Here is a 23,553-nt window from a genome sequence, read left to right on the forward strand (position 1 = left end):
GGTCAGAAGGGTGTTGATGTCTGTCGTCACAAACGGATCATCAACACCCTTCCCCCGTCTCCGCAGCCCCGAATGACTTCGGACTTACTCGTCTAAGGCGTGTTTCGAAAGTCCCGTGGGCCGGTCGAAGTCACGGCGTGGCGATGATCGATAACTGAAGAGGTCTCCGGTAGATGGTTCAGCGACCAAGCTAGAACTTCACACCGGAGACCTCGTGCACAGCGTAGCGGTGACGAGGCGGCATGATCTGACCGACGCGCAGTGGGCGGTGCTGGCCCCGCTGCTGCCTGCGCCGTCACGTTCGGGTCGTCCGCCGAAGTGGGGAGAAACGGCAGATCATCGATGGGATCCGGTGGCGGATCCGGATCGGTGCCCCGTGGCGCGATGTTCCCGCGGAGTACGCGCCTTGGCCGACGATCTACGGGTTGTTCCGCCGCTGGCAGCGTGACGGGACCTGGGACCGGATCCTCGCGGCGTTGCAGACCGCTGGTGACGCGGCCGGCCGGATCGGCTGGACGGTCAGCGTGGACTCGATGACCAGCCGTGCCCACCAGCACGCCGCGGGCGCCCGCCGTGACGGGCATCTGCAGAAAGAACCGCCCGGCGGTGTGCATACCGAGCCGGCTGATCACGCGTTGGGCCGCTCGCGCGGCGGGCTGACCACGAAGACGCATCTGGCCTGTGAGCAGGGTCAGAAGGTCCTCGCCATGATCGTGACCGCCGGGCATCGCGGCGACAGCCCGCAGTTCATCCCCGTGCTGCGCCGTATCCGCGTCGGTCGCCTCGGCGTGGGCCGGCCCAGGAGCCGCCCCGAGCTGGTCCTGGCGGACAAGGCCTACACCAGCCGCGCCAACCGCAACCATCTACGGTCGCGAGGCATCAAGGCCTGCATCCCCAGCAAGGCGGATCAGGACGCCCATCGCAAGGCCAAAGGCTCCCGCGGCGGACGCCCACCCGCCTTCGACCCCCAGCTCTACCGGCTCCGGCACGCCGTCGAGAACGGCATCAACCGGCTTAAACGCCACCGCGGCGTCGCCACTCGCTACGACAAGTTAGCCGTGCGCTACCAGGCCGTTCTGACCATCACCATCATCAACGACTGGCTCTGAGCCCCTTATGAAACACGCCTTAGAGCAGAACGGGCCGACCGAGCTGATCCGCCCGGTACGCGCCATCGAGGCCGCCGACCTGTCCTGCATGAAGTGGGCACGCAACAAGCGCAGTGACGACGCCACCGCTGTCTAGGCCGCCTAAGAGGACGATGGGGACCAGGGATTGAACTACTTCAGCGGCAACGCTCTCCGGCAGTTGACATGATTGGGAGGGCTCCGGTCAGAGGACCGACCACGCCGGTCAGGGCTCTGTGACTACATCACCGACCGGAAACCCGCCTGACCATCACGACGCGGGCCCGGCCCGGGCGCGGGTAGATTTCGCGGTCGGACGGACGCGGAGGTGGCATGGTCGAGGGGTGGCACGGCTGGGTCGGTACCTTCAGGGGCGTGGCACTCATCACGGTGGCCGCACTGCCGTTGGCCGCGCTGGCGGTGTGGGCTTTGGCACGCCGTCGGGGTGTCACCGGCACCACGCCGGCGTGGCGGATGTCGCTGGCCGAGGTCGGCATCGTCTACGGGACGGTGCCGTGGGTATGGATGATCATGCTGCCGGGCGACCGGGCCGGCGCCGTCCCCGGTCGGGTGAGCCTGGTACCGCTGCGGGATCTGCTCACGATCCTCGCAGGCGATCCGCTGACGGCGATGGGCCAGGTCGTCGGCAACCTGCTGGTGTTCGCGGCGCTGGGGCTCCTCGCCCCGGTGCGGTTCGCGGCGCTGGCGTCGGTACCGCGGATCCTGGCGCTCGCGGCGGGCTGCTCGGTCCTGGTCGAGGCCGCGCAGTACGTCCTGCGGCTGGACCGGGTGTCGTCGGTGGACGATGTTCTGCTCAACGCTGCCGGCGCCGGGCTGGCCGCGCTGGCGTCGCGCCGCTGGTGGCGTGCTACGGCCAGAGCGTCGTCAGATCGACCTCGATCGGCCGCGGTACCGGGACGCTGAGCGGCCCGCGGTACGCCGGTCAGCGGCTCTGGGCGGTGGCCGAGGCCTGCAGGCGCCTACGCCTCCCGGAATCCGGCAGTACCTCGCCTGGCTGCACGACGCCGGCCTCGACGGCAACCCGCCGACTGAGCCGGCCGCCCGCGACGGCGCCGTACGTGACTACCGCAGCCGCGGGTACGGGCAACACGAATCGCGTGCCACCATGATCGGGTGGTTGATGTCGGCGCCATCCTGGAGCAGTTCGACGTAGCCGCCGATGAGGCGGTCTTCGTCGACCTTGAGAACGGCTACTACTACCCGATCGACAGCCGGTTGCACGCATACCATGACGCCACTCGATGGGCGCTCGTGGTGGAGCTGATTGGCTACAACCCCCGCGCTCGCGCTGTGCTTGACGTCCTCCACGTCTTTGGCAACTGCCTGACCTCCGGCGAGCCCGGTTTCGAGAACGGTGACTTTCTGAGCCGCATCGAAGATCTTGAGGAGGTTGTGGCCGAGCAGGTCACGCCAATCGTGCTGCGCGGGCGCAGGGTATCGGTCGCGGCGAAGCCAGGAGAACCGATGGTGGATGTGCTGCGGCGGATACTGCCGACTCACCGTGACCTGCTGCTGGCCACCGAAGAGGAGTTGCGGGGGCGGATCCCGTTCGATGTCCCGCAGGTCCTGCGCCTAGAGGAGTGGCACCAGCCGGTCTTCGATGATGTCCGATCGAGTGAGACGGAGACCTACCGACTGATCGCGCAGGTGTTGGCAACAGGGGATCCAGGGCGGTACCGGCCGACGCTGCCACCGAACACTCACTGGTCGCACTGGCCCGACTCTGGCACGCTCTGACCGACAACCGCACCGGGGGAGCCGGTCAGCCCTGTTGCTGCGAGTACGCCGTTGAATTCCTGGACGACACGGGCCAGCTCTTGGCTGCTGTCAGTTATCACCATGCGGAGACGCTGCGCTGGGATGGACCGACGACGGCGAGCTCGTCGACGGAACCGCGCTCCTTTGCTGGCTCGCCGGATGGGGCTGTCAATCTCCGCTTGACCGGTTCCGTGCTCATCGGAGCACGACATAGCCGAATCTGCATGGGTGTGGCGCGCGTGGAGGGTAGGCGCAAGGCCCGATACAGCATCACGGTCAACCCTGGATCATCGAGCCTTGCCGCCGGCACGCCCTGCAGCAACAACCGTGGCGCCACTGGTCTGCTGGATCCAGTCGGCGATCCGGTCCACCCGCGCCGTCGTCTCCTCCTGGGAGTGCGGGCGCGACGGCCCGTCGGATTCGACCGAGACCAGCGTCTGCGTGCCGTCCGTGTTTTCTCTGAAGTACGGGGCGCCGGAGTCCCAGAGGCATGCGCTGGTGTCGGCCGCGGGCGCATAGCCGACCACCATGGCGGAGGAACCGGTAACTCGGGTGATCTTGAATTGGCCGGTCTGCAGGTGGGTTGCGGGCGCCGGGTTGACGGAACCGGTGGCGCCCCAGCCGGTCATCCGCAGGATGGTGCCGGTCTTCGGGGATCTGCCACTGACCGACAGCGGCGTGATGTCCGTGATCGGGGCGGCGCGCTTGGCCAGCGCCACGTCGGGTCGGGATGCCTGCCGCACCTCGACGACGTCGATGACGTATCCGTTGGTGGCGGTCATGTCCGTGCGGCCGACGGTTGCGGTGGTCGCGTACGGCACGGGGCCGCTGACCCTTCTGCCAGCGGTGTCGTGGAAGCAGTGCCCGGCGGTGATGATCCACTGCGGAGCGACCAACGCGCCGGAGCATGCACTGTCGTAGACGGTGCCGTCGGCGCGCGGGATGTTGGTCATGGTAAGCTTCGTGGAAGACTGGTATTGACCATCAGCCACGGGAGTGCCGTTTGCGATGGCGTTTGCCACGCCGGGCACAGCCACGATGGCGGACAGTCCTAGCGCTGCAAGGGCCAAGCCCCTTCGGCGGGTCCCGGCCCTGACGAGGTCGGCCTGGGGCGGTGCCGTGTTCGCGGCGGTGGTGGGCGGTAGCCCGATGGTGTTGGCGGTCAGCGCACTCCCCGCGGATGCGCTGACCAGCTTGCGGCGTCGTTGCCGGTGTAGAGACATGGAATCCTTACGGCAGAGGGACGCGCCGGATCGGTCCGGTCGGGACAGGAATGGATCCTGTCCGTTTGCACAACGTCGAACCGATGATCGTCGTTACGTGCGACCTTCGCTTTGCCGGCCGACCGAAAAATCTTGACCCTCGCCGGCTGGGTGCGGGCCCAGTTCGGCTGACGGGTCGATGGCGGCCGGGCCGGCAGGTCGGGCGACGCTGCCCGCGGTTTTCCGGGACCCGTTACGCGTGCGTCAGCGGGGCGTGAGGGCCTGCTCCGCGTACGCCCAGAGGCGATCGGCTGCGGCCTGGTCCATCGCGTGCGCTGCCACCCCTCCCGTGGCCTCCCGGCCGCCGGCCACCATCTCGGTCTCCTGGTTGTCCTCGAAGTACCGGCCGGTGACCCCCTCGACCAGAGGCGATGCCGCCAGCAGCACCGAGGTCGCCGCGCCCTGGGCGGGTGTCTTGTAGTACGGCAGGTCGATCCGGTTGCCCGCCTCGTCCAACACCCCGTGCGCTCGCAGTGTCTCGTCGTCGAGGTGGCGCTGCAGGTTGGTGTTGATGTAGCCGGGGTTGAGCGCGGTGGCGGCGATGCTGTCGCTGGCCCATCGCTGGGCGATACCCACGGCGAGCAGGACGTCCGCGGTCTTCGACCGGGCGTATGCCGTCCACGGCTCGTACGGCTGCCGCTCGAACTGCGGGTCCTCGAAGTCGAACGCCGCCCACAGGTGCGCCCCGGAGCTGACGATCACCACGCGGGCCGAGCCGGCGGCGCGCAGGTTGTCGTGCAGGCCGCGGACGAGCGCGAAGTGGCCGAGGTAGTTGGTGCCGAGCTGAAGTTCCCAGCCCTGCGGGGTGAGCTGGTGGGTCGGGATCGCCATGATCCCGGCGTTGGCGACGAGCGCGTGCAGCGGCCCCTCCCAGGCCGCGACGAAGGCGTCGACCGAGGCCAGGTCGGCCAGGTCGAGGGCGGCCGCCCGTACGACGCCGGGGCCGGGCCCGGCGAACTCGGCCACCAGCTCGTCGGCGCTTGCCGGGTTGCGGGTGGCGACGGTGACCTCCGCTCCGGCCCCGGCCAGGGCGCGGACGGTCTCGGCGCCGATGCCGGAGGCGCCGCCGGTGACGATCATCCGGCGACCGGTGAGGTCGACGCCGTCGAGGATCTCGGCGGCGGTGGTGCGGGCGGTGAACGGGGTCGTGCGTCGTGTCTCGGTGGTCATGGCATCCACGCTACGAACGGCTCCCCGGACTGTCTGTAGCCTGGAGTCCATCACTTTTTAGTGAGCGTCCAGGAGGGCGAAGCGTGGATCCGTTGGAGGACGTGCTCGCGCTGGTCGGCGCGACCAGCCACATATCCGCCGCGCTCGCCGGCGGCGGGCGCTGGGCGGTCAGCTTCGACCCGCCGGCCGGCGTCAAGTTCAACTCCGTCCGGCGCGGCAGTTGCCTCCTGTGGGTCGATGGCGTGCCAGAGCCGGTGAACCTGGTCGAGGGCGACTGTTTCCTGCTGACCAGGCCCCTGGCGTTCACCCTGGCAAGTGACCCCGACATCCCGCCCGAACCGGCCGGGCCGCTCTTCACCGAGGCCGTCGACGGCGTGGCCCGTGCCGGTGTCGGTGACGACGTGCTCCTCATCGGCGGCGCGTTCTCCTTCACCGAGCGCGCCCGTGCCCTGCTCCTCGACGCTCTGCCACCGGTCATCCACGTGCCCGCCGCGACGCCGGAGGCCGCGACCGTGCGCTGGGCGATGGGGGAGATCGACAACGAGCTGCGGGCGGCGCCGCTGGGCGGCACGCTGGTCGCCGAGCACCTCGCCCTGGTCATGCTGATCCGGACCCTGCGTCTGCACCTCGCCCGGGCCGAGGGCACCGGCTGGCTGGCCGCCTTGGCCGATCCGGTGCTCGCCCCCGCGCTGCGGGCGATGCACGCCCGCCCTGCCCAGTCCTGGACCGTGGCCGAGCTGGCTCAGGTCGCCGCGGTCTCCCGGTCCACGCTGGCCGCCCGGTTCAAGGAGGTCGTCGGCCGGGGTCCGCTGGACTACCTCACCGGCTGGCGGATCGAACTCGCCGCCGACCGGATCCGCCGCAGCGACGACACCCTGTCCAGCATCGCCCGGGCCGTCGGATACGGCTCCGAGAGCGCGCTCAGCGTGGCGTTCAAGCGCACCACCGGCCTCTCGCCGCGCGCCTACCGCAGCCACTTCGCCCCCGCCGGCTGAGACAACACCGCCACGGCAACGACCACAGGCACCGCACGCTGTCACATGGCCGCGCGGCCGCATAGGCGTCGAGGGTGTCGCTCTTCCCGCGCTGCCGTCGGGAGCGATGCAGGAACATACTCACAGTCGCGGGAGTTGACCCATTCATCGCTGCGCTGCACACCACTCCCGCGGACGCAACCCGCGAGGCGGTTGCAATGCCGGCGGCAGCCAGGAAGTTGTTAGGCTGGTGGTGCGCGGCGGAGACCGCGATGAGGGTGTGAGGGAGCGGATCGTGGTGACGGGGGACGACGACATCTCGGGGTGAGCGACCCCGCCGCCTGCCGGCCTGCGCCGGGGCGGCCTGTCTCGTTGCCGACCTGTCTACCCGACCGGGGCGTCTGTCGCGTTCCCGGCTCTCTTTCCGAGGGTGTCTCCCGATGTCTGACGTCTGCATTATTTGTACAAACCTGTCCTTTTCCTGGCCAGACGACACTCCGGTCTTCCGGGATCTGTCCTTTACCGTGCCGCCCGGCCGTACGGGCCTGGTCGCGCCGAACGGCGCTGGCAAGACGACCCTGCTCCGTTTGATCGCGGGCGACCTCACCCCGACCGGTGGCGGCGTGACGGTCGAGGGCGTCCTCGGCTACCTGCCGCAGGACCTGCCGTTGGCCGGCGACCTGACCGTCGCGGAGGTGCTCGGGATCGATGCGGCCCTCGCCGCACTGCGTGCCATCGAGGCGGGTGACGCGGCGGAGGAGCACTTCACGGCCGTCGGGGACGACTGGGACGTGGAGGAGCGCAGCCGCGCCGAACTTGACCGGCTGGGCCTCGGTGACGTGGCGTTGGACCGGCGCCTGCACACTCTCAGTGGCGGGCAGGTGGTGTCCCTCGGCCTGGCGGCGCAGCTGCTCAGGCGTCCGGACGTGCTGCTGCTGGACGAGCCGACCAACAACCTCGACATCGACGCGCGGCACCGGCTGTACGAGGTGCTGGACGGCTGGTCCGGGTGTCTGCTGGTGGTCAGCCATGACCGGGTCCTGTTGGACCGGATGGACCGCGTCGCCGAGCTCCACCGTGGTGAGGTGCGCCTGTTCGGCGGGAACTTCACCGCGTACGAGGAGGCGGCGCGCGGGGCACGCGAGGCGGCGGAGCGGACAGTGCGCAGCGCCGAGCAGGACGTGAAGCGGGAGAAGCGGGAGATGCAGCAGGCCCGGGAGCGGGCCGAACGCCGCGCCAGCAACGCCGCCCGCAACCTCGGCAACGCCGGCCTGGCCCGTATCGTCGCCGGTGGGCTCAAGCGCAGCGCCCAGGAGTCGGCCGGCCGGGCACAGCAGGCGCACGCCAACCGGGTCAGTGAGGCCCAGACCCGGCTCGACGAGGCCAGTCGGACGCTGCGCGACGACCAGGCCCTGACCCTGGACCTGCCCGACACCACCGTTCCCGCCGGCCGCACCGTGGTCGCCGGCGAGCGTATGCAGGTCTACCACGGCGACCAGGCCGTCTTCGCCGGCGACGGCGCCGACCTGACCATCCGGGGACCGGAGCGGATCGCGCTGACCGGCCCCAACGGCGCCGGCAAGTCCACCCTGCTGCGCCTGTTGCAGGGTGACCTGGACCCGGACGCCGGGCAGGTGCACCGTGCCGACGGCCGCGTCGCATACCTGTCGCAACGCCTGGACCTGCTGGATCTCGACCGGACGGTCGCGGAGAACTTCGCCGCGTACGCCCCCGACCGGCCGCAGGCCGAACGGATGAACCTGCTCGCCCGGTTCCTGTTCCGCGGCGCCCGAGCCCACCTACCGGCCGGCGTGCTCTCCGGCGGCGAACGGCTGCGCGCCACCCTCGCCTGCGTCCTCTACGCCCAGCCGGCACCCCACCTGCTGCTGCTCGACGAACCGACCAACAACCTCGACCTGGTCAGCGTGGGCCAACTGGGAAGCGCCCTCACCGCCTACCGGGGTGCGCTCGTGGTGGTCAGCCACGACGAACGGTTCCTCACCGACATCGGTGTGCAGCGGTGGCTCCGCCTCGACGGCGGCCACCTGCGCGAAATCCCCGCACCCGACCGCGCCTGACCACCGACTACGCCCGCTCCGGGCCACCGGCCGTGCCGGCCAGTGGCCCGGGGTCCGCCGAAGGTGAACCTCCATGCCCGACGCACTGCACGCTCACGACCTCGTCCATACCCTCGGCAGCCGTCGCGTGCTGGACGGGGTCTCCCTCACCGCGGCCCCCGGCCGCCGGATCGGCCTGATCGGCGAGAACGGCACCGGCAAATCCACCCTGCTCCGCCTGCTCGCCGGTGCGGACGAACCGGACGCTGTTGGCACCGAGCACCCCACTGGTCGCGCCGTGGTGTAGCGCTTGCCGCTCAGGTCCTCGCTCGGCGCGCGTGTCCCGGGAGGCTGGGTCGGGCGGCGCTGGCTGGCGCCGTCTTGAGAACGTGAGATCAGGGCGCGGCCAGGTGATGTATCCGCCTCAGCGTTGCGGTCCATCCCACGACCATCGCGGCATGATCAAGCCCTCGGGGACGTCACCTGCGGACTCGTGATAGCGCGACATGATCGTCGTGGTGGCCCAGGCGAAGTAGTCGTGCAGCACCTTCCGGAGTGGGTCAGTTGTGAGCCCCACGTCCTGCAGGGCCTGGTCGAAACAGGCGATCGCGCGGTGGTCCATCTCCTCATGTGGGCCGTTGCCGCTGTGCATCCGCACGACCGACGTCTCGTCTCCGTAGGTATCGGAGTACCTGGTAGGACCGCCGAGCGCCTCGGCCCAGTACGCGGCGAGGCGCTCAGTGTGCTGAGGATGGAATCCGTGGCTGAACGCGTGGCTGACTATCCCGTCGGCCATAACCCGGGCGTGCCACGCCGCGGCCAGGCGGAGCAGGCCCTCGCTGCCGCCGGCAGCCTGATACACGCCCTGCATGGTCAAAGGATGCCAGGCCCGGCGCCAAGGTGTCCGGTTCAAACTCGGGTCAGGCCCGGCCGGCGAGGACACCCTCACCATAATGTCGCTGCCGGCGCTGTCGGGCTCCGCTTGACGCGTGACGGATGGTGTCAGATCTTGGGTGACAGTCCGCGGTCCCCTCCGGCGGCTGGCATCACGGTCCGTAACTGATGCGCTGCCTGCCAGGGCAGGCGATCAACGACGCCGGTCAAGACCCCTTGTTGGCGGCAGGTCCGGACTATCCCTTCGGTGAAGAGCGCCTACTCAAACGGCTCGGCTGGCCCCCAATCCGATCAGGAATCGAGAAGCGGCAGGGTGTCGTCGGGCCTAGCCTTCCTTCAGATGGCCGGCAGCTCGCCGAGCCTTGAGTGTCGAAAGGCAGCCTGAAATGCCCACGAAGAACGCCAAGACCGAGTCCGACGGCTTCAGCGCCGAGGAGCGCGCCGCGATGAAGGAGCGCGCCGCCGAGCTGCGGGCCGAGGGCAAGAAGGGTGCCAAGAAGGCCGACGAGCTGCAGGCGGTCCTCGACCGGATCGCGCAGATGGCGCCGGAGGATCGTGCGCTCGCCGAGCGCGTGCACACGACTGTGACCGCCACCGCCCCGGAGCTGTCGCCGAAGACCTGGTACGGGATGCCCGCCTACGCGAACGCGGACGGCAAGATCGTCGTCTTCTTCCAGGACTCGGGCAAGTTCAACTACCGGTACTCGACGCTGGGCTTCCAGGACACGGCCAACCTCGACGACGGGGACCTGTGGCCAGTGTCGTACGCGCTCCAGAAGTGGAGCCCTGTGGTAGAGACGAAGGTCGTCGAGCTGGTGAAGGCTGCGGTCTCCTGACCGTTGCCGCGATCGCCGTGCGTGGCGGTGGGTCAGCGGTGGGGACGGCTTCGCTTCAGCACCCGCGGTCATGAACCTCCGTGCCACATCACTGAGCGCATTCTCGCATGCTGGCGCGTGTGAAGGACGGGCACTGAGATCGGCAGCGGAGTTCATAGGCTGCCCGCTCGGAGATCCACGCGGCGGTTCCGGGGGGCGTGTCGGGGTGAGGACGTTTCAGGCGTACCGGTTCGCGCTCGATCTGACTCCCGGGCAGGAGCGGGCGGTGCTGGCCCATGCTGGCGCGGCCAGGGTGGCGCACAATTGGGCCCTGGCGCGGGTGAAGGCGGTTGTGGATCAGCGTGCCGCCGAGCGCAGCTATGGCGTGGCGGAGGTGGATCTGACGCCTGCGCTCGGGTGGTCGTTGCCGGCGTTGCGCAAGGCGTGGAATCGGGCGAAGCCGGATGTGGCGCCGTGGTGGCCGCAGTGTTCGAAGGAGGCGTTCAACACCGGCCTGGACGCCCTCGCTCGGGCGTTGCAGAACTGGTCCGACTCCCGGTCGGGTCAGCGCGCCGGCCGGCGGGTCGGGTTTCCCCGGTTCAAGTCCCGGCGGCGGGCCACGCCCAGCGTCCGGTTCACTACCGGCGCGATCCGGGTCGAGGCGGACCGCAAGCATGTGGTCCTGCCCCGGTTGGGCAGGCTGAAGACCCACGAGTCGACCCGCAAACTCGCCCGCCGGTTGGAGGCCGGAACAGCGCGGATCCTGTCCGCGACCGTCCGCAGAGATGGCGGCCGGTGGCACGTGGCGTTCTGCGTGCAGGTCGACCGCCCCGAACGCACCCCGGCGCGTCCGCACGCCGTCATCGGCGTGGACATCGGAGTGAAGCACCTCGCGGTGCTGTCCACCGGCAAGATGGAACCCAACCCGTGTCACCTTGAGACCGCGGGGCGGCGGATGCGTCGCCTCGCCCGCCGCCTGTCCCGCCGCGCCGGCCCGGACCGGCGCAGCGGGCGGCGGCCCTCTCATCGGTGGGAACGGGCCCGCCAGCAGGTGGCCCGGGCGCATGCGCGGGTGGCGAACCTGCGCCGCAACGGCCTGCACGAACTCACCACCCGCCTCGCCCGCGAGTACGGCATCATCGTGGTGGAAGACCTGAACGTGGCCGGGATGCTGCGCAACCGACGACTCGCCCGGCGCATCGCCGACGCCGGCTTCGGCGAAATACGCCGGCAACTGGCGTACAAGACCGGCTGGAACGGTGGGCGGCTGATCGTGGCCGACCGCTGGTATCCGTCCTCGAAAACCTGCTCCGGCTGCGGCACAGTGAAAACCAAACTGGCCCTGCACGAGCGCACCTACACCTGCACCACCTGCGGCCTGACCCTCGACCGAGACGTCAACGCCGCACGCAACCTCGCCGCCCTCGCCCTCGAGGAAGCGACCGCCGGGAGTGGCCCGGTGGCAGGACGTGGAGCCGACCATAAGACCCGCCCCAGCGGGCCGGTGGCAACGAAACGTCAACCCGGCACCGTCACAGCGGGCAAGACCGGGACCGTCCCGCCGCAAGGCAGGACTGCATGAACACTAGAAAGCACTCACATGCAACGGTTGAACAGCCTCGCCAACGCGTCAAAGCGGGCGCCCGCCTCCGCCTGCTGATTGTCGAGCAGATAGCCGTCGTCGTGAGCCACGTCAGCATCCTCTCAGCCGCTGATGCCCACCCCAGCCCCGGCGATGCCGGTCGGTGGCGTATGCACTGACAGGTCGCCGAGACGCGTGCGTCCGCTCAACCCGACGGCTTGAACCCGCCCCAGGATCGGGCGGTCCATTCCAGACGCCTCGTGACCAGGTAGGTGCTCGCGGCATTGATGGGAGTGCATCCCGGCATGATGCCCCGTACCTCGCCCAGGCGATCGCGCAGGGCCTGGACGATCCTGAGCGACCCGTGCGGGTCGGGCTCAGGGGGTGGGGGCGAGCTCGCGCAGCACCTGGCTGAGCTGGTCGATGCGGGACTGGGCCTCGGTGCGCAGCCGCTCGGCGAGCGCGTCCCAGTCCTGCCGGGTCGGCGCCCGCCCCGGTCGCAGCGCCGCGAGCGCCTCGCTCACCTCGGCCAAGGTGAGGCCGACCCGCTGGCACGCCTGATCATCGCCAGGCGGCACATCACATCGCCGTGGTAACGGCGCTGGTTACCGGCCGTGCGGTCGCTACTGATGAGGCCCTGCGCCTCATAGAACCGGATCGCTGACGCGGCGACGCCGCTGCGCTGCGCCACCTGACCGATGGTCAGGCCCGGCTCGTGCCAGTCGAAAGACGTGTCGTGCTTCACGCCCCGAGTATGCCCAGCCGATTTTGACTTCAACAAATGTTGAGGTTCTACGGTCGGCTTCATCGAGTTCACGAGAATTCCCTGGAGGAGACCATGATCCTGGTGACCGGTGCGACGGGCAACGTCGGGCGGCGTGTGGTGGCGCGGCTGGTTGCCGCGGGTCACGGCGTACGCGCCATCACCCGCGACCCGAGCCGCGCGATTCTGCCGGCGGGCGTGGAGGCAGTGGCCGCTGACCTGGCCGACCCGGAGACCCTGCGCCCGCACCTTGACGGTGTCCAGGCCGTGTTTCTGATCTGGCCGTTCGTCGACGCGGCTGCGGCGGCGCAGCTCGCTCCGCGCGTCGCCGACGTGCTCGCCAGCGCCGGGTCGCTCCGGGTCGTGTACGTGTCGGCCGCCTCCGCCGAGGCCGACCCGGACTCGTTCTGGGCTGTTGTGGAGCGCGCCATAGCCGCGTCCGGCCTGCCCTGGACGATGCTGCGTCCCACCGGAATCGCCACAAACGCGCTGGGCTGGGCCGCGTCGATCCGCGCCGAGGGCGTGGTGCGCTGGCCGTACGGCGCCGCGGCCCGCTCGATGGTCCACGAGGACGACATCGCGGCGGTGGCAGTCGAGGCGCTGGCCAGTAACCGGCACGACAAGCAGACCTACGTGCTCAGCGGCCCGCAGACGGTCACGCAGGCCCAGCAGGTGCGCATCATCGGCGAGGCGATCGGCCGCGACCTGCACTGGCAGGACGTGCCCGCCCAGGCCATCCGCCCGATGCTGGCCGCGGCGATGGGCAGCTCCGCGTTCGCGGATGCGGCATTGGCCGGTTGGGCTGCCCTGGTGGAGACTCCGGAGCAGGTGACCGGCGAAGTGGCGGCGGTACTGGGACGCCCCGCGCGTACGTTCGCCCAGTGGGCCGCCGACCACGCGGCCGACTTCGCCTGAGCCCGGTAGGGTACGCCGGCCGCAGTGGACAGACCTGACCTTTCACGCGCACGTGTCGTCGTAGGGGGCTTGCCCGGCCGCTTGGCTCGCCGATCGCAGCGCCCACCAGATGATGAAGGCCAACATGACCATGAGTGCGGTGACGCCGAGCAGCGGGAGCCAGTTGTAGACCACCACCGAGAAGAGAGCCGCTCAGATGTCCATCCCGCTCGTGGTCGCAGGTCTCTCGGTCGTTGATGAAGCTGGCAGACGGGTGTCACGGAGGCGTCCATCGTCGAGTCGCACCGGTGGGCCGAGCAGGCTCAACACGGCCCCAATCGCAGCCGATGACGACGCTCCATCCTGAGTCTTGATCCGGCCAACGTGCGACTCAAACAAGAGCTGAGGCGGGTAACCCGGTCTCCTCTGCCTCAGGCCGGACGCGCACCCACCCGAGACCGGCGTGGACGAGTGCTTGTGCTAGGCGCCGCACGACGAGCTGCTCCCGCCACCCGTCGGTGTCTATTTCTACGTCCAGATGCCAACGTCCGTCGCCCGTGCCGGCACCGGTGATGCTGCCCTCCTCGCCGAGGGTTTCCTCAAGGAGGTCTTCGACGTCGTCTCGATCGACCTCGTCAGGAAGTGGCTGATTTCCGATGATTTCGACGAACATGCGAGGGACGATAGCTAGCACGGCGGCCACCGGCGTCTTGGGCCGTAGTCGGGCCGTCTGGGCCGGCACGGGGCCGTCCACCGCCGACCAACGAAGACCGACGACGACCAGCAGCACCCGTAGAACAGCAGGTCAGCCACCATGCAACGGCGGCTGACCTGATGGGCGACGGACGATTCGACCGGCTACCCGGAGACGGCAGCCCGTCTGAGGATCGGCTTGCCTACCCGTGCAGGCGGTGTGCCCAAAAGATCTGGCTGTCGGGTCCGATGCAGACCACGGCCAGGAGCAGGTCCGAGACTGCTACAGGCTCGACGAACACCCCTTGTCGTGAGCGCATCTCGGTCGACGACGGAAAGTTCGCCACGTAGGTCAGCGGCGATGCCTCCTGGACGACTGCCCAGATCACGCTGTGCCCAGAGGGCGGCTCGTTCTCTGCGGTCTCATGGCCGCCTACGCCCCCCAGCCACGGGTAGCGTTGGGCGACCCTGCTTAGCGATCCGCCGCCCCCGATGGAGGCCGGGTCGGAGCGGTCGCGAGGCCTCTGCCAGTTTTGCCGTACCTCGGTGGTCGTGGGTAGGCGGTTGAAACGTTTGTCGATCAGCACGATCATGAGCGACCCGTCGAACGGTCCGGGCGGGGGACGCCAGGAGACTCGACCGAGCACCATCCGGACCTTTGGCTCCAACGAGGGGGCGTAGTACACGGGTTGGCCAAGTGCCTCGCGGGACTCCGTGTAGCCGACCAACTCCAGCGACGACTCCAGCGCCAGCGCTGCTGGACTGAACGGGGGGCGGTTGTGCCACCAGCGCCAGCTTCCGTTCGCGGCCAACGCCACAATAAGCACCAACGCCACCGCAAAGACTCGCCGAGTCCTCCGCCGCTTCATGGTCAACAGTGAAGCACTAGGCATCGAATCGCGGGGGACAGGATGGGTGTGGCGGAGCGGCGAGCGAAGGCCTCAGGGGGCATCGGGACCCGAACAGGCCTCACCTGGCGTACCGGTCACATGCGCGGCGGAGGATCGCTGCCCGATCTGTTCTTCCCGGCAGATCACTCGTGGCTCGTCTCCGCCCACTGGGACGACACCTGGACCGACATTGGCGGCACCACCACCCTGATCACCGCTCTGCATCGCAATCCGCTGGTCAAGGCCCGTCCCATCGGGCCCGACGAGGACGCCCTCCCGCCCGGACTCACGCGCGACTAACCCCTGGTCAGCCTTCAGTTGCCTGCCCGGCGGCGTACGTCGCGGAGCATGCGGGCGACCATGACGCGGTGTCCGCCGGAGCCGATCACCATCAGGCGGTAGAGGCGCCCGTGCGGTCCGGGGAATTCGGCGTACGTGCGGGCGCTGACCAGCGTGCCGTCGGGCCGTCCGGTCAGGGTGAAGACCAGTGCGTACCGGGAGAACCGGTGCCGGCCGGTGAGCCGGACGAGCTGCCCGGGCACGGCCTCGGTAACCGCGAATCCGGGCAGGGTCGCCCCCTCGTCGAGGGGCGTCCCGGAAGCCGCGCGCGGCGTCGTGGCGAGCAGTTGGGCGAGTATCTTGGCACCGCCGCGGCGGGAGCCGGCCAGCTGCCCGGCGAGGGCACGCCACACCGCGGACACGGGCGCCGGGGCGAGGATCCGGTGTTCGTCGACGAACGGCAGGTCGTCCACGAGGTACGCGGTCATGCGATCTTCCCGTCTGCTCGGGCCCACCCTCACCTCAGGATTGAACGGGGGCGCGCGGCGGGCTTCCCCCGCGCCGGGGAGTTCCTCCCCGCGAAGGGGGGAGCCCCGCCGGGCGCGGACCGGGACCGGCCGGTGCGCTCCACCGGGGTTCACCGGCGCTGGTCGAGGAGCTTGTTGAGCTGCAGCGCGGTGGTGATGAGAGCGAGGTGGCTGAACGCCTGGGGAAAGTTGCCGATCTGTTCGCCGGTGAGGGCGATCTCCTCGGCGTAGAGGCGGAGATGGCTGCTGAAGGTGAACATCTTCTCGAAGGTGAGGCGGGCGTCGTCGAGTCGGCCGGCGCCGGCGAGGGCGGCCACGTACCAGAAGGTGCACATGTTGAAGGTGCCCTCGTCGCCCGGCAGGCCGTCGGGCGCGGCCGCGGGGTCGTACCGGTGGACCAGGCTGTCGGAGACCAGGTCCTCCTCGATGGCCTGCAGGGTCGACCGCCACAGCGGATCGGTGGGGGTGACGAAGCCGACCGCCGGCATGATGAGCAGCGCCGCGTCGAGGACCGGTTCGCCGTAGCTCTGCACGAAGGAGCGGCGACCCAGGTGGTAGCCGCGTTCCATGATCTGGTTGTAGATCATGTCGCGCTGTTGGGCCCACCGGGTCACGTCCCCCGGCCGGCCGTGGCGGCTGGCGAGGCGGATCGCCCGGTCGAAGGCGACCCAGGACATCAGGCGGCCGTAGGTGTAGTTGCGGGGATGGTGGCGGCTCTCCCAGATGCCCGCGTCGGGCTGGTCCCAGCTGTGGCAGAGCCAGTCGACAAGCCGGACGGTGCTGCGCCAGACCTGGTGCGACGGCCGGATGCCCTGCTCGTCGGCGAGGTGCATCGCATACAGGGTCTCGCCGTGGATGTCGAGTTGCAGCTGTTCGGCGGCGCCGTTGCCGATCCGGACCGGCCCGGAGCCACGGTAGCCCTCGAAGTGGTCGAGGACCTCCTCGTGCAGGTCGGACGAGCCGTCGACCCGGTACATGATCTTCAGGGGAGCGGCATTGTCGCCGGCCTCGCGGACGCGCTCGTCGAGCCAGTCCACGTACCGGCTGGCCTCCTCGGTGAAGCCGAGTCCCAGCAGGGCGTGCACGGAGAAGGACGTGTCCCGGATCCAGGTGTAGCGGTAGTCCCAGTTGCGGGTGCCGCCGATCTGCTCCGGCAGGGCAGCGGTCGGGGCGGCGATCATGGCGCCGGTCGGGGCGTACGTCATGAGCTTGAGGGTGATCGCGGAGCGTTCGACCATCTCCCGCCAGCGCCCGCCGTACGTCGACCGTTCGAGCCAGCGGCGCCAGTAGTCGATGGTCTGCTCGAACATCACCCCGACCTCCTCGGACGGGATGGCGCGAGGGGCCCGGACAGAGCCCGTCTCCACGACGACGCCGCCGGTTTCGCCCTCCTGCAGGGTGACCCGGCCGACGAGGTCGTCGTTGTCGAGCTCACGCTCGCGCAACAGCCGCGGGACCGGGAGGACCGGATTGAGCGTCAGGCTCTGTGACGGGCTGCGGAAGACGTATCCGCCGGGGTGCACCTCCAGGTCGTGGCGGTCCCGGCCGTAGTTGAACCGGGGTCGGCACTCCAGTCTGAAGTGCATGCTGCCCCGGATCATGCGGACCATCCGCACCAGGCGGTGCTGCTCCGTGGGCCGCTCGCCGGCGACCGGCATGTAGTCGATGATCTCCGCGACACCGTCGGCGCTGATGAAGCGGGTGATCAGGATCGGTGTGTCGGGTTGGTAGAGCTGCTTGGTCACGTACCGGACCCCGTCCGGGGCGATGCGGAAGTAGCCGCCCTTCGCCGTGTCCAGCAGAGCCGCGAAGATGCTGGGTGAGTCGAAGCGCGGCGCGCAGAACCAGTCGATGGTGCCGTCGCAGGTCACGAGGGCGGCCGTCTGGAGATCGCCGATCAGCCCGTGGTCCTCGATGGCGGGATACTTGTCCACACCCGCCTCCCCACGTCACCTGCCTCCGATCGGACGGTAGACGGGGCCGCGCGGCCGCGGGGCGGCGAACGGAGACGCTCACCCGTCGGGGTATCCGTCCCCCGGCGGGCGCAGCCGACCGACGGCCCCGGCCCCGCGCCGCGGCACAATACGCTGCGCCGATCATGAACAAGAAGATCATCATGTTCGTCTACGACAGCTTCGCCGAGTTCGAGATCGCGGTGCTGCTCACCGCGCTGCGCGCCACCCCGCACACCCTCACCACCGTGAGCGTCTCGCCCGACCCGGTCACCACCACCGGCGGGCTGCGGGTCGTCGCCGACCGTACCGTCGCCGACGTCGACCCGGCGGAGGTCGACGCCATGGTCATCCCCGGCGGCGACCCGGCCCCGCTGCTGGGCGACGCCGGGCTGGCCGAGCTGATCCGCGCCGTGCACCGGCGCGGCAGCCTGCTCGCCGCGATCTGCGGGGGACCGGCCCTGCTCGGCAGCGCCGGCGTGCTCGACGACGCCCGGTGGACCGCGTCGCTCACCCGGGAGGACGCCGCCCACGTCGGCGTCGCCGGACGCGGCACTCAGGTGGCGCAACCGCTCGTGGTCGACCGGAACCTGGTCACCGCCAGCGGCTCCAACTATTTGGGCTTCGCCGAGGAGGTCCTCCGGCACCTCGACGGGGTGGACACCGCCAGCCCGTTGACCTACTTCCGCGAGGTCTCCCTCGACTGAAACTCGATCACGTCGGCGGGCACCCGCCGGGGCGCGGGCGGCAGGCCGTCCCCCGGCCCCCAGCCGACCCGGACCAGCAGGTAGGGCTCACCGATCCCGCCGAGCAGGTCACGCATCATCCGGCGCGGCCAGGCCAGTTCGATGGCGTCGCTGATCGGCGCGGTGGCGAGCCCCTCGGCGGTCGCGGTGAGCAGCAGCGCCGACAGCGCCTCGCCGCCGCGCAGCCAGGCCGCCGGGTCGTCCCGCTCCCCGAAGAGGATCATGTACGCGGCACCCCGGTCGAAGTCCGCGCCGACGCTCAGGCCGGCCGCGCCGCCCGGCGCGTAGTCGCGCAGCGGCACCCGGCGGGGCGCGGGTCGGACGGCGGTGGCGATGGGCACGCCGTCGCCGCTGTCCGCCGGCCGGGTGGTCCACCGGCGCAGCTCCTCCCGGTACGCCGGGTCGGCCAGCTCGGCGTCGGCGGCGCGGGCGGTCGACACGGCCAGCATCGGCATCTGCTCCAGCCGGACGACGTGCAGGTAGGCGTCCTCGGCCTCGACCGCGGCGCGCAGCCGGGACAGCAGCGCCTGCGGCACCGGCCGGTCGCCGTACGCGCGGCGGTCGGTGCGGCGGCGCGGCATGGCGTCCACCAGCCGACCGGCGGTGACGTCGAGGTCGGCCGGGCCGGTGGTGCGCAGCCGGGCCAGCAGCGTCGGATCGCCCGGGTCGGGGAACCGCACGACGGTCACGCCCCAGCCGGCGGCGGTCAGCGACACCCGGGCGTGGTGCAGGGCGGCGCCGCAGCTCAGGGTGAGCAGCCGACCGTCCGGGTCGGTGGTGGTGAGCTGCCGTTCCGGGTCGGCGCGCAGTTCGAGCGCGTCGGGGGTGACCCGCCAGCGCCAGGGCTGCGTGTTGAACACCGATGGGGCGTGCAGGGACTGCCGGGCCGCCGCCTCCAGCACCCGTACCGTGGGGCTCTGCTCCGTCCAGGTCGATGGCTGGGTCATGGCGTGGGCCTCCTCGTTGCTCGTCCCCCTTCGACCCTGCCGGGTGTTCGCGGCGGGGGACAGGGCCGGATGGCCCGAGGCGGCGGGGCCGGTGGCCCGCGCTCAGCCGATCTCCGGCGGGGCCGGTGGCACCGCGAGGGCGATGGTGAGGGCGAGGACGGTGGCCGGGTCGTGCAGCCGGTCCCCGTACAGCTCGCGCAGCTTGCCCATCCGGTAGCGGACGGTCTGCGGGTGGACGAACAGGTCGGCGGCCACGTCGTCGCGGCGGCCCTGGTGCAGCAGCCAGGACCGGAGCGTCTCGGCCAGGCGGTGCGCGGTGGCCGGGGGGAGCGAGGCCAGCGGGCGCAGCGCCTGCGCGCGCAGGTCGGTCAGCCCTTCCGGGTCCATGCTGAGCAGCAGCTCGGCGAGGTGTTCCTCGGTGTCGACCGGCGCGGCGTCGGGCGTGCCGAGGCCGAGCCCGAGCGCGCGGGTGGCCCGCTGGTAGGAGGCGGCGACCCGGTGCCACGGCCGGGCCGGCCCGAGCACCGCCCGGTGACCGTGCAGCAGCCGGGCGAGCTGGCGGCGCCGGCCGCCGTGCATGTCCGGCACCAGCAGTACGGCCAGCTCCTCGGCCGGGTCCATCCCGGGCAGGTCCTCGCCGCTCTCCAGGGTGTGCGAGCCGAGCAGGGCGAGCACCGCGCGCAGGTTGCGCCGGGGCAGCAGTACGACGGTGAGCGTCTGCGGCAGCGGCCAGTCGGCCCGCTCGGCGCTGCGGCGCAGGATCTCCTCCGGATCCCCGGCGAGCAGCTGCTGGGTGAGACGCTCCAGGTAGCGGCGCCGCACCCGGCCGGCGCTGGCCAGCTCGTCGGCGTGCCCGGCCACGCTGGCCGCGGACAGCTCGTCGATGTACGCGAACATCAGCTCGGCGAACTCGGCCACCGTCTCGGCGGCCAGCCCGCTACGCACCGTGGTGGTGGAGACCTCCCGCCACGCCACCCGCGCCCCCACCCGGTACGCGGCCAGCAGCGCGTCCATGCTCCGCCCGGAGCGAGCCTCCCCGCTGCCCAGCGCGTACGCAGCCTCCAGGGCGGGAGCGAGCGGCGTGCTCGGGTCGGTGGACTGGGCGCCCTCGATGAGCTGGAGGAACGTGCCCAACGCGATGCGTACCGCGTTCTCGATCTTTTCGCGCATGGTGCCGGTGAGCGCGCCGGAATAGTCGGGTACCTCGGCGGTGATCGCGCTGACCGTCCGCTCGGCCACCACGGGGAGCCGGCCGCGGAGCAGGGTGGCCACCTGCTCGTCGAGTTCGAGGCGGGCGGCGCGGTGGTTCGTCCCGGACGCGTCCGACATCTTGTACTCCTCGAACAAAAACCTGCGGCTGTTTCACCTTTGCCGGTCAAGATGTTATGCGATCACGCGGCCACCCTGGTCATATGACCGCAACTGTCCCCCGCCGCCCGCAGAAGGTCTCCTTCCGGCACCGGCTGCTGCGGCTGGCCGAGACGGTCACCACGCCGCTGCTGCCGGCGGACTACGTCGACCTGGTCGCGCCGCTGCACTCCGGCGTCGCGCTGCGTGGCCGGATCGTCGCGGTACGAGCGGAGACCCGGGACGCGGCGACCCTGGTCATCCAGCCCGGCCGGGGCTGGCGGGGCCACCAACCCGGGCAGTACGTCCGCCTCGGTGTGGACGTCGACGGGGTGCGCCAGTGGCGCGCGTACTCGGTCACCTCGGCGCCGGGCGTCGCGGACGGCCGGATCACGATCACCGTCAAGGCGATCCCGGACGGCAAGGTCAGCAACCACCTGGTCCGCCGGGTCCGGCCCGGCACGATCGTCCAGCTCGACCAGGCGCAGGGCGACTTCACGATGCCCGCGACCACCCCCGAGCGGGTCCTGTTCCTCACCGCCGGCAGCGGCATCACCCCGGTCATGGGGATGCTCCGGGCCGGCCTGCCGGCCCGGGCCGACGTGGTGCTGGTGCACTCCGCGCCCGGCCGGGACGACGTCATCTTCGGCGCGGAGCTGCGGCAGCTCGCCGCGAGCGGCGCGCTGCGGCTGGTGGAGCGGCACACCGACACCGACGGGCTGCTCGGCCTGCACGAGCTGGACGACCTGGTGCCCGACCACACCGAGCGGCAGACCTGGACGTGCGGGCCGGTCGGCCTGCTCGACGCGGTGGAGGAGCACTGGGCTGCCCGGGGCGTGGCGGACCGGCTGCACACCGAGCGGTTCCGGCCCACCGTGATCTCCCCCGGCGAAGGCGGCACGGTGAGCTTCACCGGCGCCGGCGTGACCGTCGCGGCCGACGGGGCCACCCCCATCCTCGACGCAGGCGAGAACGCCGGAGTGCTCATGCCGTCGGGCTGCCGGATGGGGATCTGCTTCGGCTGCGTGGTGCCGCTGCGCCAGGGCGCGGTCCGGGATCTGCGCAACGGCGATCTCACCACCGCCGTCCCCGGTGACGGTGTGCTCATCCAGACCTGCGTGTCGGCGGCCGCCGGTACCTGCGACATCGATCTCTGACAGGAGGCCCCCGACGTGACCGTGATCCAGAAGAAGGCCGTCAACCCGATCGCCCACCTCACCGCCGAGGACATCGAGATGATCGGCAAGGAGCTGGACGCGATCCGGGACCGGGTGATCGCCGACCGGGGCGAGCGGGACGCCCGCTACATCCGCAAGGTCATCAAGACCCAGCGGACGTTGGAGATCAGCAGCCGCGCGGTGTTGCTCTTCTCGCTGTTCCCGCCGGCCTGGATCGTCGGCACCGCCGGCCTCGCGGTGGCCAAGATCCTGGACAACATGGAGATCGGCCACAACGTCCTGCACGGGCAGTGGGACTGGATGCGCGACCCGAAGATCCACTCCACCACCTGGGACTGGGACCACGTCTCCCCGGCGGACCAGTGGAAGCAGTCGCACAACGAGCTGCACCACCGCTTCACCAACGTGGTCGGCAAGGACAACGACCTCGGGTACGGCATCATGCGGGTCGACGAGGACCAGGAGTGGCGCCCGATGCACCTCGGCCAGCCGCTGTGGAACCTGATCAACGCCTGCTTCTTCGAGTACGGCATCGCCGCGTACGACCTGGAGCTGGGAGACAACCTCAAGGACGGCCGGCACAAGAGCCCGGAGTTCCGGGCCCGGGCGAAGGCCGTCGGCCGCAAGATCCGCCGCCAGGTGCTCAAGGACTACATCGTGCACCCGCTGCTGTCCGGCCCGTCGTTCCTCACCACCCTGGCCGCCACCTTCACCGCGAACCTGATCCGCAACGTGTGGAGCCACTCGGTGATCATGTGCGGGCACTTCCCGAGCGGGGTGGAGACCTTCGAGAAGACCTCCATCGAGGGCGAGACCAAGGGCGAGTGGTACCTGCGGCAGATGCTCGGCTCGGCCAACATCAGCGGCAGCCGGCTGCTGCACATCATGACCGGCAACCTGTCGTACCAGATCGAGCATCACCTCTTCCCCGACCTGCCGAGCAACCGTTACCAGGAGATCGCCCCGCAGGTCCGGGCGCTGTTCGACCGGTACGGGCTGAAGTACACCACCGGCCCGCTGCCGAAGCAGGTCGCCTCCGCCTGGTGGAAGGTGATCCGGCTGTCGCTGCCGAACCGGCGGAGCACGGCACCCGAGCCGCTGGCCCCGGCGCCCCTGGTCTCCTCCGGCGTGGCCTGACTTCCGTCTGGTCGCGGTTCTCATTGGTTGCGGTTGGCGGGTGTGGCCTGTCGTGCCCGGCTCCGGGCGGTCAGGCTTGATCCCTGCGCCGGTCACGGCGGGCCACACCCGCGTCGTGGTCCGGTGCCGTCCGGATGTCCGGCCCGTCCCGTTTCAAGTTCCGCACAACTTCCTCGAAAGTGTGGCCTCCACGGGCGCGGAGGCGACAGTTTCGGGGAAGTTGTCCGAATCTTGTGCCGGCACGTCCGTCACGGCCGGTGCCGTCTGTGGCCGGGTGTCCGGTTTTCGGGTGTGACCGGCGGCATCCTCATGGCGGAATCGTCGGCGGGTGGGGGTCGTTGAATCCGTGTACGGCCGAGGAAGAGCCCCGCCGAGGCGGGTGCGCGGGCCCCGGAATGATGGTGGGCCGCCGGTCGTTACACATGGTCCCGGCGCCGCGAAGAGGCCCCGCCCCGCACGCCGGACCCCCCAAGACTTTCCCCCTTGTTTGAGCGCCTGACGGTGCTTGCGCACGGGCCGACCCCCTATCGGTGTGTGCGC

25 protein-coding genes and 1 pseudogene are annotated in these 23,553 nt (G+C 70.4%); 14 read left to right on the forward strand and 12 right to left on the reverse strand.

Annotation, left to right across the window (positions count from 1 at the left end):
* Positions 1-229 precede the first annotated feature (229 nt).
* The 4 genes from ACFYOS_RS34785 to ACFYOS_RS34800 all read left to right on the forward strand — a co-directional run bounded on the left by ACFYOS_RS34785 (position 230) and on the right by ACFYOS_RS34800 (position 2,885).
* Positions 230-1,109, forward strand: a protein-coding gene (locus tag ACFYOS_RS34785) for an IS5 family transposase (protein WP_387151127.1) whose coding sequence is annotated in 2 segments (ribosomal slippage) — positions 230-324 and positions 323-1,109 — 882 coding nt in all. Because the reading frame shifts where the segments join, the coding sequence is not laid out codon by codon here.
* Positions 1,110-1,116: 7 nt separating this feature from the next.
* Complete coding sequence (locus ACFYOS_RS34790) at positions 1,117-1,245, forward strand: hypothetical protein (protein WP_387151063.1); 129 nt, start codon at positions 1,117-1,119, stop codon at positions 1,243-1,245.
* A gap of 257 nt (positions 1,246-1,502) precedes the next feature.
* Complete coding sequence (locus ACFYOS_RS34795) at positions 1,503-2,051, forward strand: VanZ family protein (RefSeq protein WP_387151066.1); 549 nt, start codon at positions 1,503-1,505, stop codon at positions 2,049-2,051.
* A 210-nt stretch (positions 2,052-2,261) separates the two neighbouring features.
* Complete coding sequence (locus ACFYOS_RS34800) at positions 2,262-2,885, forward strand: DUF7003 family protein (RefSeq protein WP_387151069.1); 624 nt, start codon at positions 2,262-2,264, stop codon at positions 2,883-2,885.
* Positions 2,886-3,193: 308 nt separating this feature from the next.
* Here the strand turns inward: ACFYOS_RS34800 and ACFYOS_RS34805 are convergent, their stop codons facing one another.
* Together ACFYOS_RS34805 and ACFYOS_RS34810 are read right to left on the reverse strand one after the other, a co-directional pair.
* Complete coding sequence (locus tag ACFYOS_RS34805; protein ID WP_387151071.1) at positions 3,194-3,928, reverse strand: S1 family peptidase; 735 nt, start codon at positions 3,926-3,928, stop codon at positions 3,194-3,196.
* Between the two features lie 444 nt (positions 3,929-4,372).
* Entirely contained in the window at positions 4,373-5,338 is a 966-nt protein-coding gene (locus tag ACFYOS_RS34810) for an SDR family NAD(P)-dependent oxidoreductase (RefSeq protein WP_387151074.1), read from the reverse strand.
* An 83-nt stretch (positions 5,339-5,421) separates the two neighbouring features.
* Between ACFYOS_RS34810 and ACFYOS_RS34815 the strand changes: the two genes are divergently transcribed.
* From ACFYOS_RS34815 to ACFYOS_RS34825, 3 genes and pseudogenes are all read left to right on the forward strand, one after another.
* Positions 5,422-6,333 (forward strand): cupin domain-containing protein, encoded by a 912-nt coding sequence (locus ACFYOS_RS34815; protein WP_387151076.1) that lies wholly within the window; start codon positions 5,422-5,424, stop codon positions 6,331-6,333.
* Between the two features lie 419 nt (positions 6,334-6,752).
* Positions 6,753-8,390, forward strand: coding sequence for an ABC-F family ATP-binding cassette domain-containing protein (locus ACFYOS_RS34820; RefSeq protein ID WP_387151078.1), 1,638 nt, complete (start codon positions 6,753-6,755; stop codon positions 8,388-8,390).
* A 73-nt stretch (positions 8,391-8,463) separates the two neighbouring features.
* Positions 8,464-8,634, forward strand: a pseudogene (locus tag ACFYOS_RS34825) (ATP-binding cassette domain-containing protein); the annotation flags it as partial.
* 159 nt (positions 8,635-8,793) lie between these two features.
* On the opposite strand, the gene ACFYOS_RS34830 reads toward ACFYOS_RS34825, so the two are convergent.
* Positions 8,794-9,240: a group II truncated hemoglobin gene (locus ACFYOS_RS34830; RefSeq protein WP_387151081.1), complete on the reverse strand. Its 447-nt coding sequence runs from the start codon at positions 9,238-9,240 to the stop codon at positions 8,794-8,796.
* Between the two features lie 409 nt (positions 9,241-9,649).
* Between ACFYOS_RS34830 and ACFYOS_RS34835 the strand changes: the two genes are divergently transcribed.
* Both ACFYOS_RS34835 and tnpB read left to right on the forward strand, forming a co-directional pair.
* Positions 9,650-10,099, forward strand: coding sequence for a hypothetical protein (locus tag ACFYOS_RS34835; RefSeq protein ID WP_387151084.1), 450 nt, complete (start codon positions 9,650-9,652; stop codon positions 10,097-10,099).
* A 205-nt stretch (positions 10,100-10,304) separates the two neighbouring features.
* Complete coding sequence (gene tnpB, locus ACFYOS_RS34840; protein ID WP_387151086.1) at positions 10,305-11,660, forward strand: IS607 family element RNA-guided endonuclease TnpB; 1,356 nt, start codon at positions 10,305-10,307, stop codon at positions 11,658-11,660.
* Positions 11,661-12,037: 377 nt separating this feature from the next.
* Here the strand turns inward: tnpB and ACFYOS_RS34845 are convergent, their stop codons facing one another.
* Together ACFYOS_RS34845 and ACFYOS_RS34850 are read right to left on the reverse strand one after the other, a co-directional pair.
* Positions 12,038-12,184, reverse strand: a complete 147-nt coding sequence (locus ACFYOS_RS34845; protein ID WP_387151089.1) for a hypothetical protein — start codon at positions 12,182-12,184, stop codon at positions 12,038-12,040.
* Positions 12,181-12,405, reverse strand: a complete 225-nt coding sequence (locus ACFYOS_RS34850) for a MerR family DNA-binding transcriptional regulator (RefSeq protein ID WP_387151091.1) — start codon at positions 12,403-12,405, stop codon at positions 12,181-12,183. The genes ACFYOS_RS34845 and ACFYOS_RS34850 overlap by 4 nt, the downstream gene beginning before the upstream one ends.
* 93 nt (positions 12,406-12,498) lie before the next feature.
* On the opposite strand from ACFYOS_RS34850, the gene ACFYOS_RS34855 reads away from it, so the two are divergent.
* A complete protein-coding gene (locus tag ACFYOS_RS34855; RefSeq protein WP_387151094.1) occupies positions 12,499-13,338 on the forward strand; it encodes an SDR family oxidoreductase in 840 nt (279 codons plus the stop codon).
* Between the two features lie 42 nt (positions 13,339-13,380).
* Here the strand turns inward: ACFYOS_RS34855 and ACFYOS_RS34860 are convergent, their stop codons facing one another.
* From ACFYOS_RS34860 to ACFYOS_RS34870, 3 genes are all read right to left on the reverse strand, one after another.
* The gene (locus ACFYOS_RS34860) at positions 13,381-13,512 is read right to left on the reverse strand and encodes a hypothetical protein (protein WP_387151097.1); all 132 of its coding nucleotides are present in this window, start codon (positions 13,510-13,512) and stop codon (positions 13,381-13,383) included.
* Positions 13,513-13,708: 196 nt separating this feature from the next.
* Positions 13,709-13,990, reverse strand: coding sequence for a hypothetical protein (locus ACFYOS_RS34865; protein WP_387151100.1), 282 nt, complete (start codon positions 13,988-13,990; stop codon positions 13,709-13,711).
* Between the two features lie 223 nt (positions 13,991-14,213).
* A complete protein-coding gene (locus ACFYOS_RS34870) occupies positions 14,214-14,603 on the reverse strand; it encodes a hypothetical protein (RefSeq protein ID WP_387151103.1) in 390 nt (129 codons plus the stop codon).
* A 318-nt stretch (positions 14,604-14,921) separates the two neighbouring features.
* Between ACFYOS_RS34870 and ACFYOS_RS34875 the strand changes: the two genes are divergently transcribed.
* Positions 14,922-15,200: a hypothetical protein gene (locus ACFYOS_RS34875; protein WP_387151105.1), complete on the forward strand. Its 279-nt coding sequence runs from the start codon at positions 14,922-14,924 to the stop codon at positions 15,198-15,200.
* Between the two features lie 14 nt (positions 15,201-15,214).
* Here the strand turns inward: ACFYOS_RS34875 and ACFYOS_RS34880 are convergent, their stop codons facing one another.
* Together ACFYOS_RS34880 and ACFYOS_RS34885 are read right to left on the reverse strand one after the other, a co-directional pair.
* Positions 15,215-15,667, reverse strand: coding sequence for a hypothetical protein (locus ACFYOS_RS34880; protein ID WP_387151108.1), 453 nt, complete (start codon positions 15,665-15,667; stop codon positions 15,215-15,217).
* Between the two features lie 149 nt (positions 15,668-15,816).
* A complete protein-coding gene (locus ACFYOS_RS34885) occupies positions 15,817-17,640 on the reverse strand; it encodes a glycoside hydrolase family 15 protein (RefSeq protein ID WP_387151110.1) in 1,824 nt (607 codons plus the stop codon).
* A 164-nt stretch (positions 17,641-17,804) separates the two neighbouring features.
* Here ACFYOS_RS34885 and ACFYOS_RS34890 point away from each other — a divergent pair, with 164 nt between their 5' ends.
* A complete protein-coding gene (locus ACFYOS_RS34890; protein WP_387151113.1) occupies positions 17,805-18,365 on the forward strand; it encodes a DJ-1/PfpI family protein in 561 nt (186 codons plus the stop codon).
* Here the strand turns inward: ACFYOS_RS34890 and ACFYOS_RS34895 are convergent.
* Both ACFYOS_RS34895 and ACFYOS_RS34900 read right to left on the reverse strand, forming a co-directional pair.
* A complete protein-coding gene (locus tag ACFYOS_RS34895) occupies positions 18,338-19,351 on the reverse strand; it encodes an Acg family FMN-binding oxidoreductase (RefSeq protein ID WP_387151116.1) in 1,014 nt (337 codons plus the stop codon). The genes ACFYOS_RS34890 and ACFYOS_RS34895 overlap by 28 nt on opposite strands.
* Before the next feature lie 102 nt (positions 19,352-19,453).
* Positions 19,454-20,680, reverse strand: a complete 1,227-nt coding sequence (locus ACFYOS_RS34900) for a PucR family transcriptional regulator (protein WP_387151119.1) — start codon at positions 20,678-20,680, stop codon at positions 19,454-19,456.
* 83 nt (positions 20,681-20,763) lie between these two features.
* Here ACFYOS_RS34900 and ACFYOS_RS34905 point away from each other — a divergent pair, with 83 nt between their 5' ends.
* A complete protein-coding gene (locus tag ACFYOS_RS34905; RefSeq protein WP_387151122.1) occupies positions 20,764-21,855 on the forward strand; it encodes a ferredoxin reductase in 1,092 nt (363 codons plus the stop codon).
* Between the two features lie 15 nt (positions 21,856-21,870).
* On the forward strand, positions 21,871-23,013 hold the full coding sequence (locus ACFYOS_RS34910; protein ID WP_387151124.1) for a fatty acid desaturase family protein: 1,143 nt from the start codon (positions 21,871-21,873) through the stop codon (positions 23,011-23,013).
* Positions 23,014-23,553: the final 540 nt, after the last annotated feature.

It is taken from the genome of Micromonospora sp. NPDC005806 (genome assembly GCF_042871425.1).
Classification (GTDB): domain Bacteria; phylum Actinomycetota; class Actinomycetes; order Mycobacteriales; family Micromonosporaceae; genus Micromonospora.

Excerpts from the sequence above, each read along its gene's own strand:
- ACFYOS_RS34870 (WP_387151103.1), bottom strand. The coding sequence starts at position 14,603 with ATGATCGTGCTGATCGACAAACGTTTCAACCGCCTACCCACGACCACC.
- ACFYOS_RS34810 (WP_387151074.1), bottom strand. The coding sequence starts at position 5,338 with ATGACCACCGAGACACGACGCACGACCCCGTTCACCGCCCGCACCACC.
- ACFYOS_RS34875 (WP_387151105.1), top strand. The coding sequence starts at position 14,922 with ATGGGTGTGGCGGAGCGGCGAGCGAAGGCCTCAGGGGGCATCGGGACC.
- ACFYOS_RS34835 (WP_387151084.1), top strand. The coding sequence starts at position 9,650 with ATGCCCACGAAGAACGCCAAGACCGAGTCCGACGGCTTCAGCGCCGAG.
- ACFYOS_RS34790 (WP_387151063.1), top strand. The coding sequence starts at position 1,117 with ATGAAACACGCCTTAGAGCAGAACGGGCCGACCGAGCTGATCCGCCCG.
- ACFYOS_RS34855 (WP_387151094.1), top strand. The coding sequence starts at position 12,499 with ATGATCCTGGTGACCGGTGCGACGGGCAACGTCGGGCGGCGTGTGGTG.
- ACFYOS_RS34895 (WP_387151116.1), bottom strand. The coding sequence starts at position 19,351 with ATGACCCAGCCATCGACCTGGACGGAGCAGAGCCCCACGGTACGGGTG.
- ACFYOS_RS34820 (WP_387151078.1), top strand. The coding sequence starts at position 6,753 with ATGTCTGACGTCTGCATTATTTGTACAAACCTGTCCTTTTCCTGGCCA.
- ACFYOS_RS34890 (WP_387151113.1), top strand. The coding sequence starts at position 17,805 with ATGAACAAGAAGATCATCATGTTCGTCTACGACAGCTTCGCCGAGTTC.
- ACFYOS_RS34865 (WP_387151100.1), bottom strand. The coding sequence starts at position 13,990 with ATGTTCGTCGAAATCATCGGAAATCAGCCACTTCCTGACGAGGTCGAT.
- ACFYOS_RS34905 (WP_387151122.1), top strand. The coding sequence starts at position 20,764 with ATGACCGCAACTGTCCCCCGCCGCCCGCAGAAGGTCTCCTTCCGGCAC.
- ACFYOS_RS34900 (WP_387151119.1), bottom strand. The coding sequence starts at position 20,680 with ATGTCGGACGCGTCCGGGACGAACCACCGCGCCGCCCGCCTCGAACTC.
- ACFYOS_RS34880 (WP_387151108.1), bottom strand. The coding sequence starts at position 15,667 with ATGACCGCGTACCTCGTGGACGACCTGCCGTTCGTCGACGAACACCGG.
- ACFYOS_RS34830 (WP_387151081.1), bottom strand. The coding sequence starts at position 9,240 with ATGCAGGGCGTGTATCAGGCTGCCGGCGGCAGCGAGGGCCTGCTCCGC.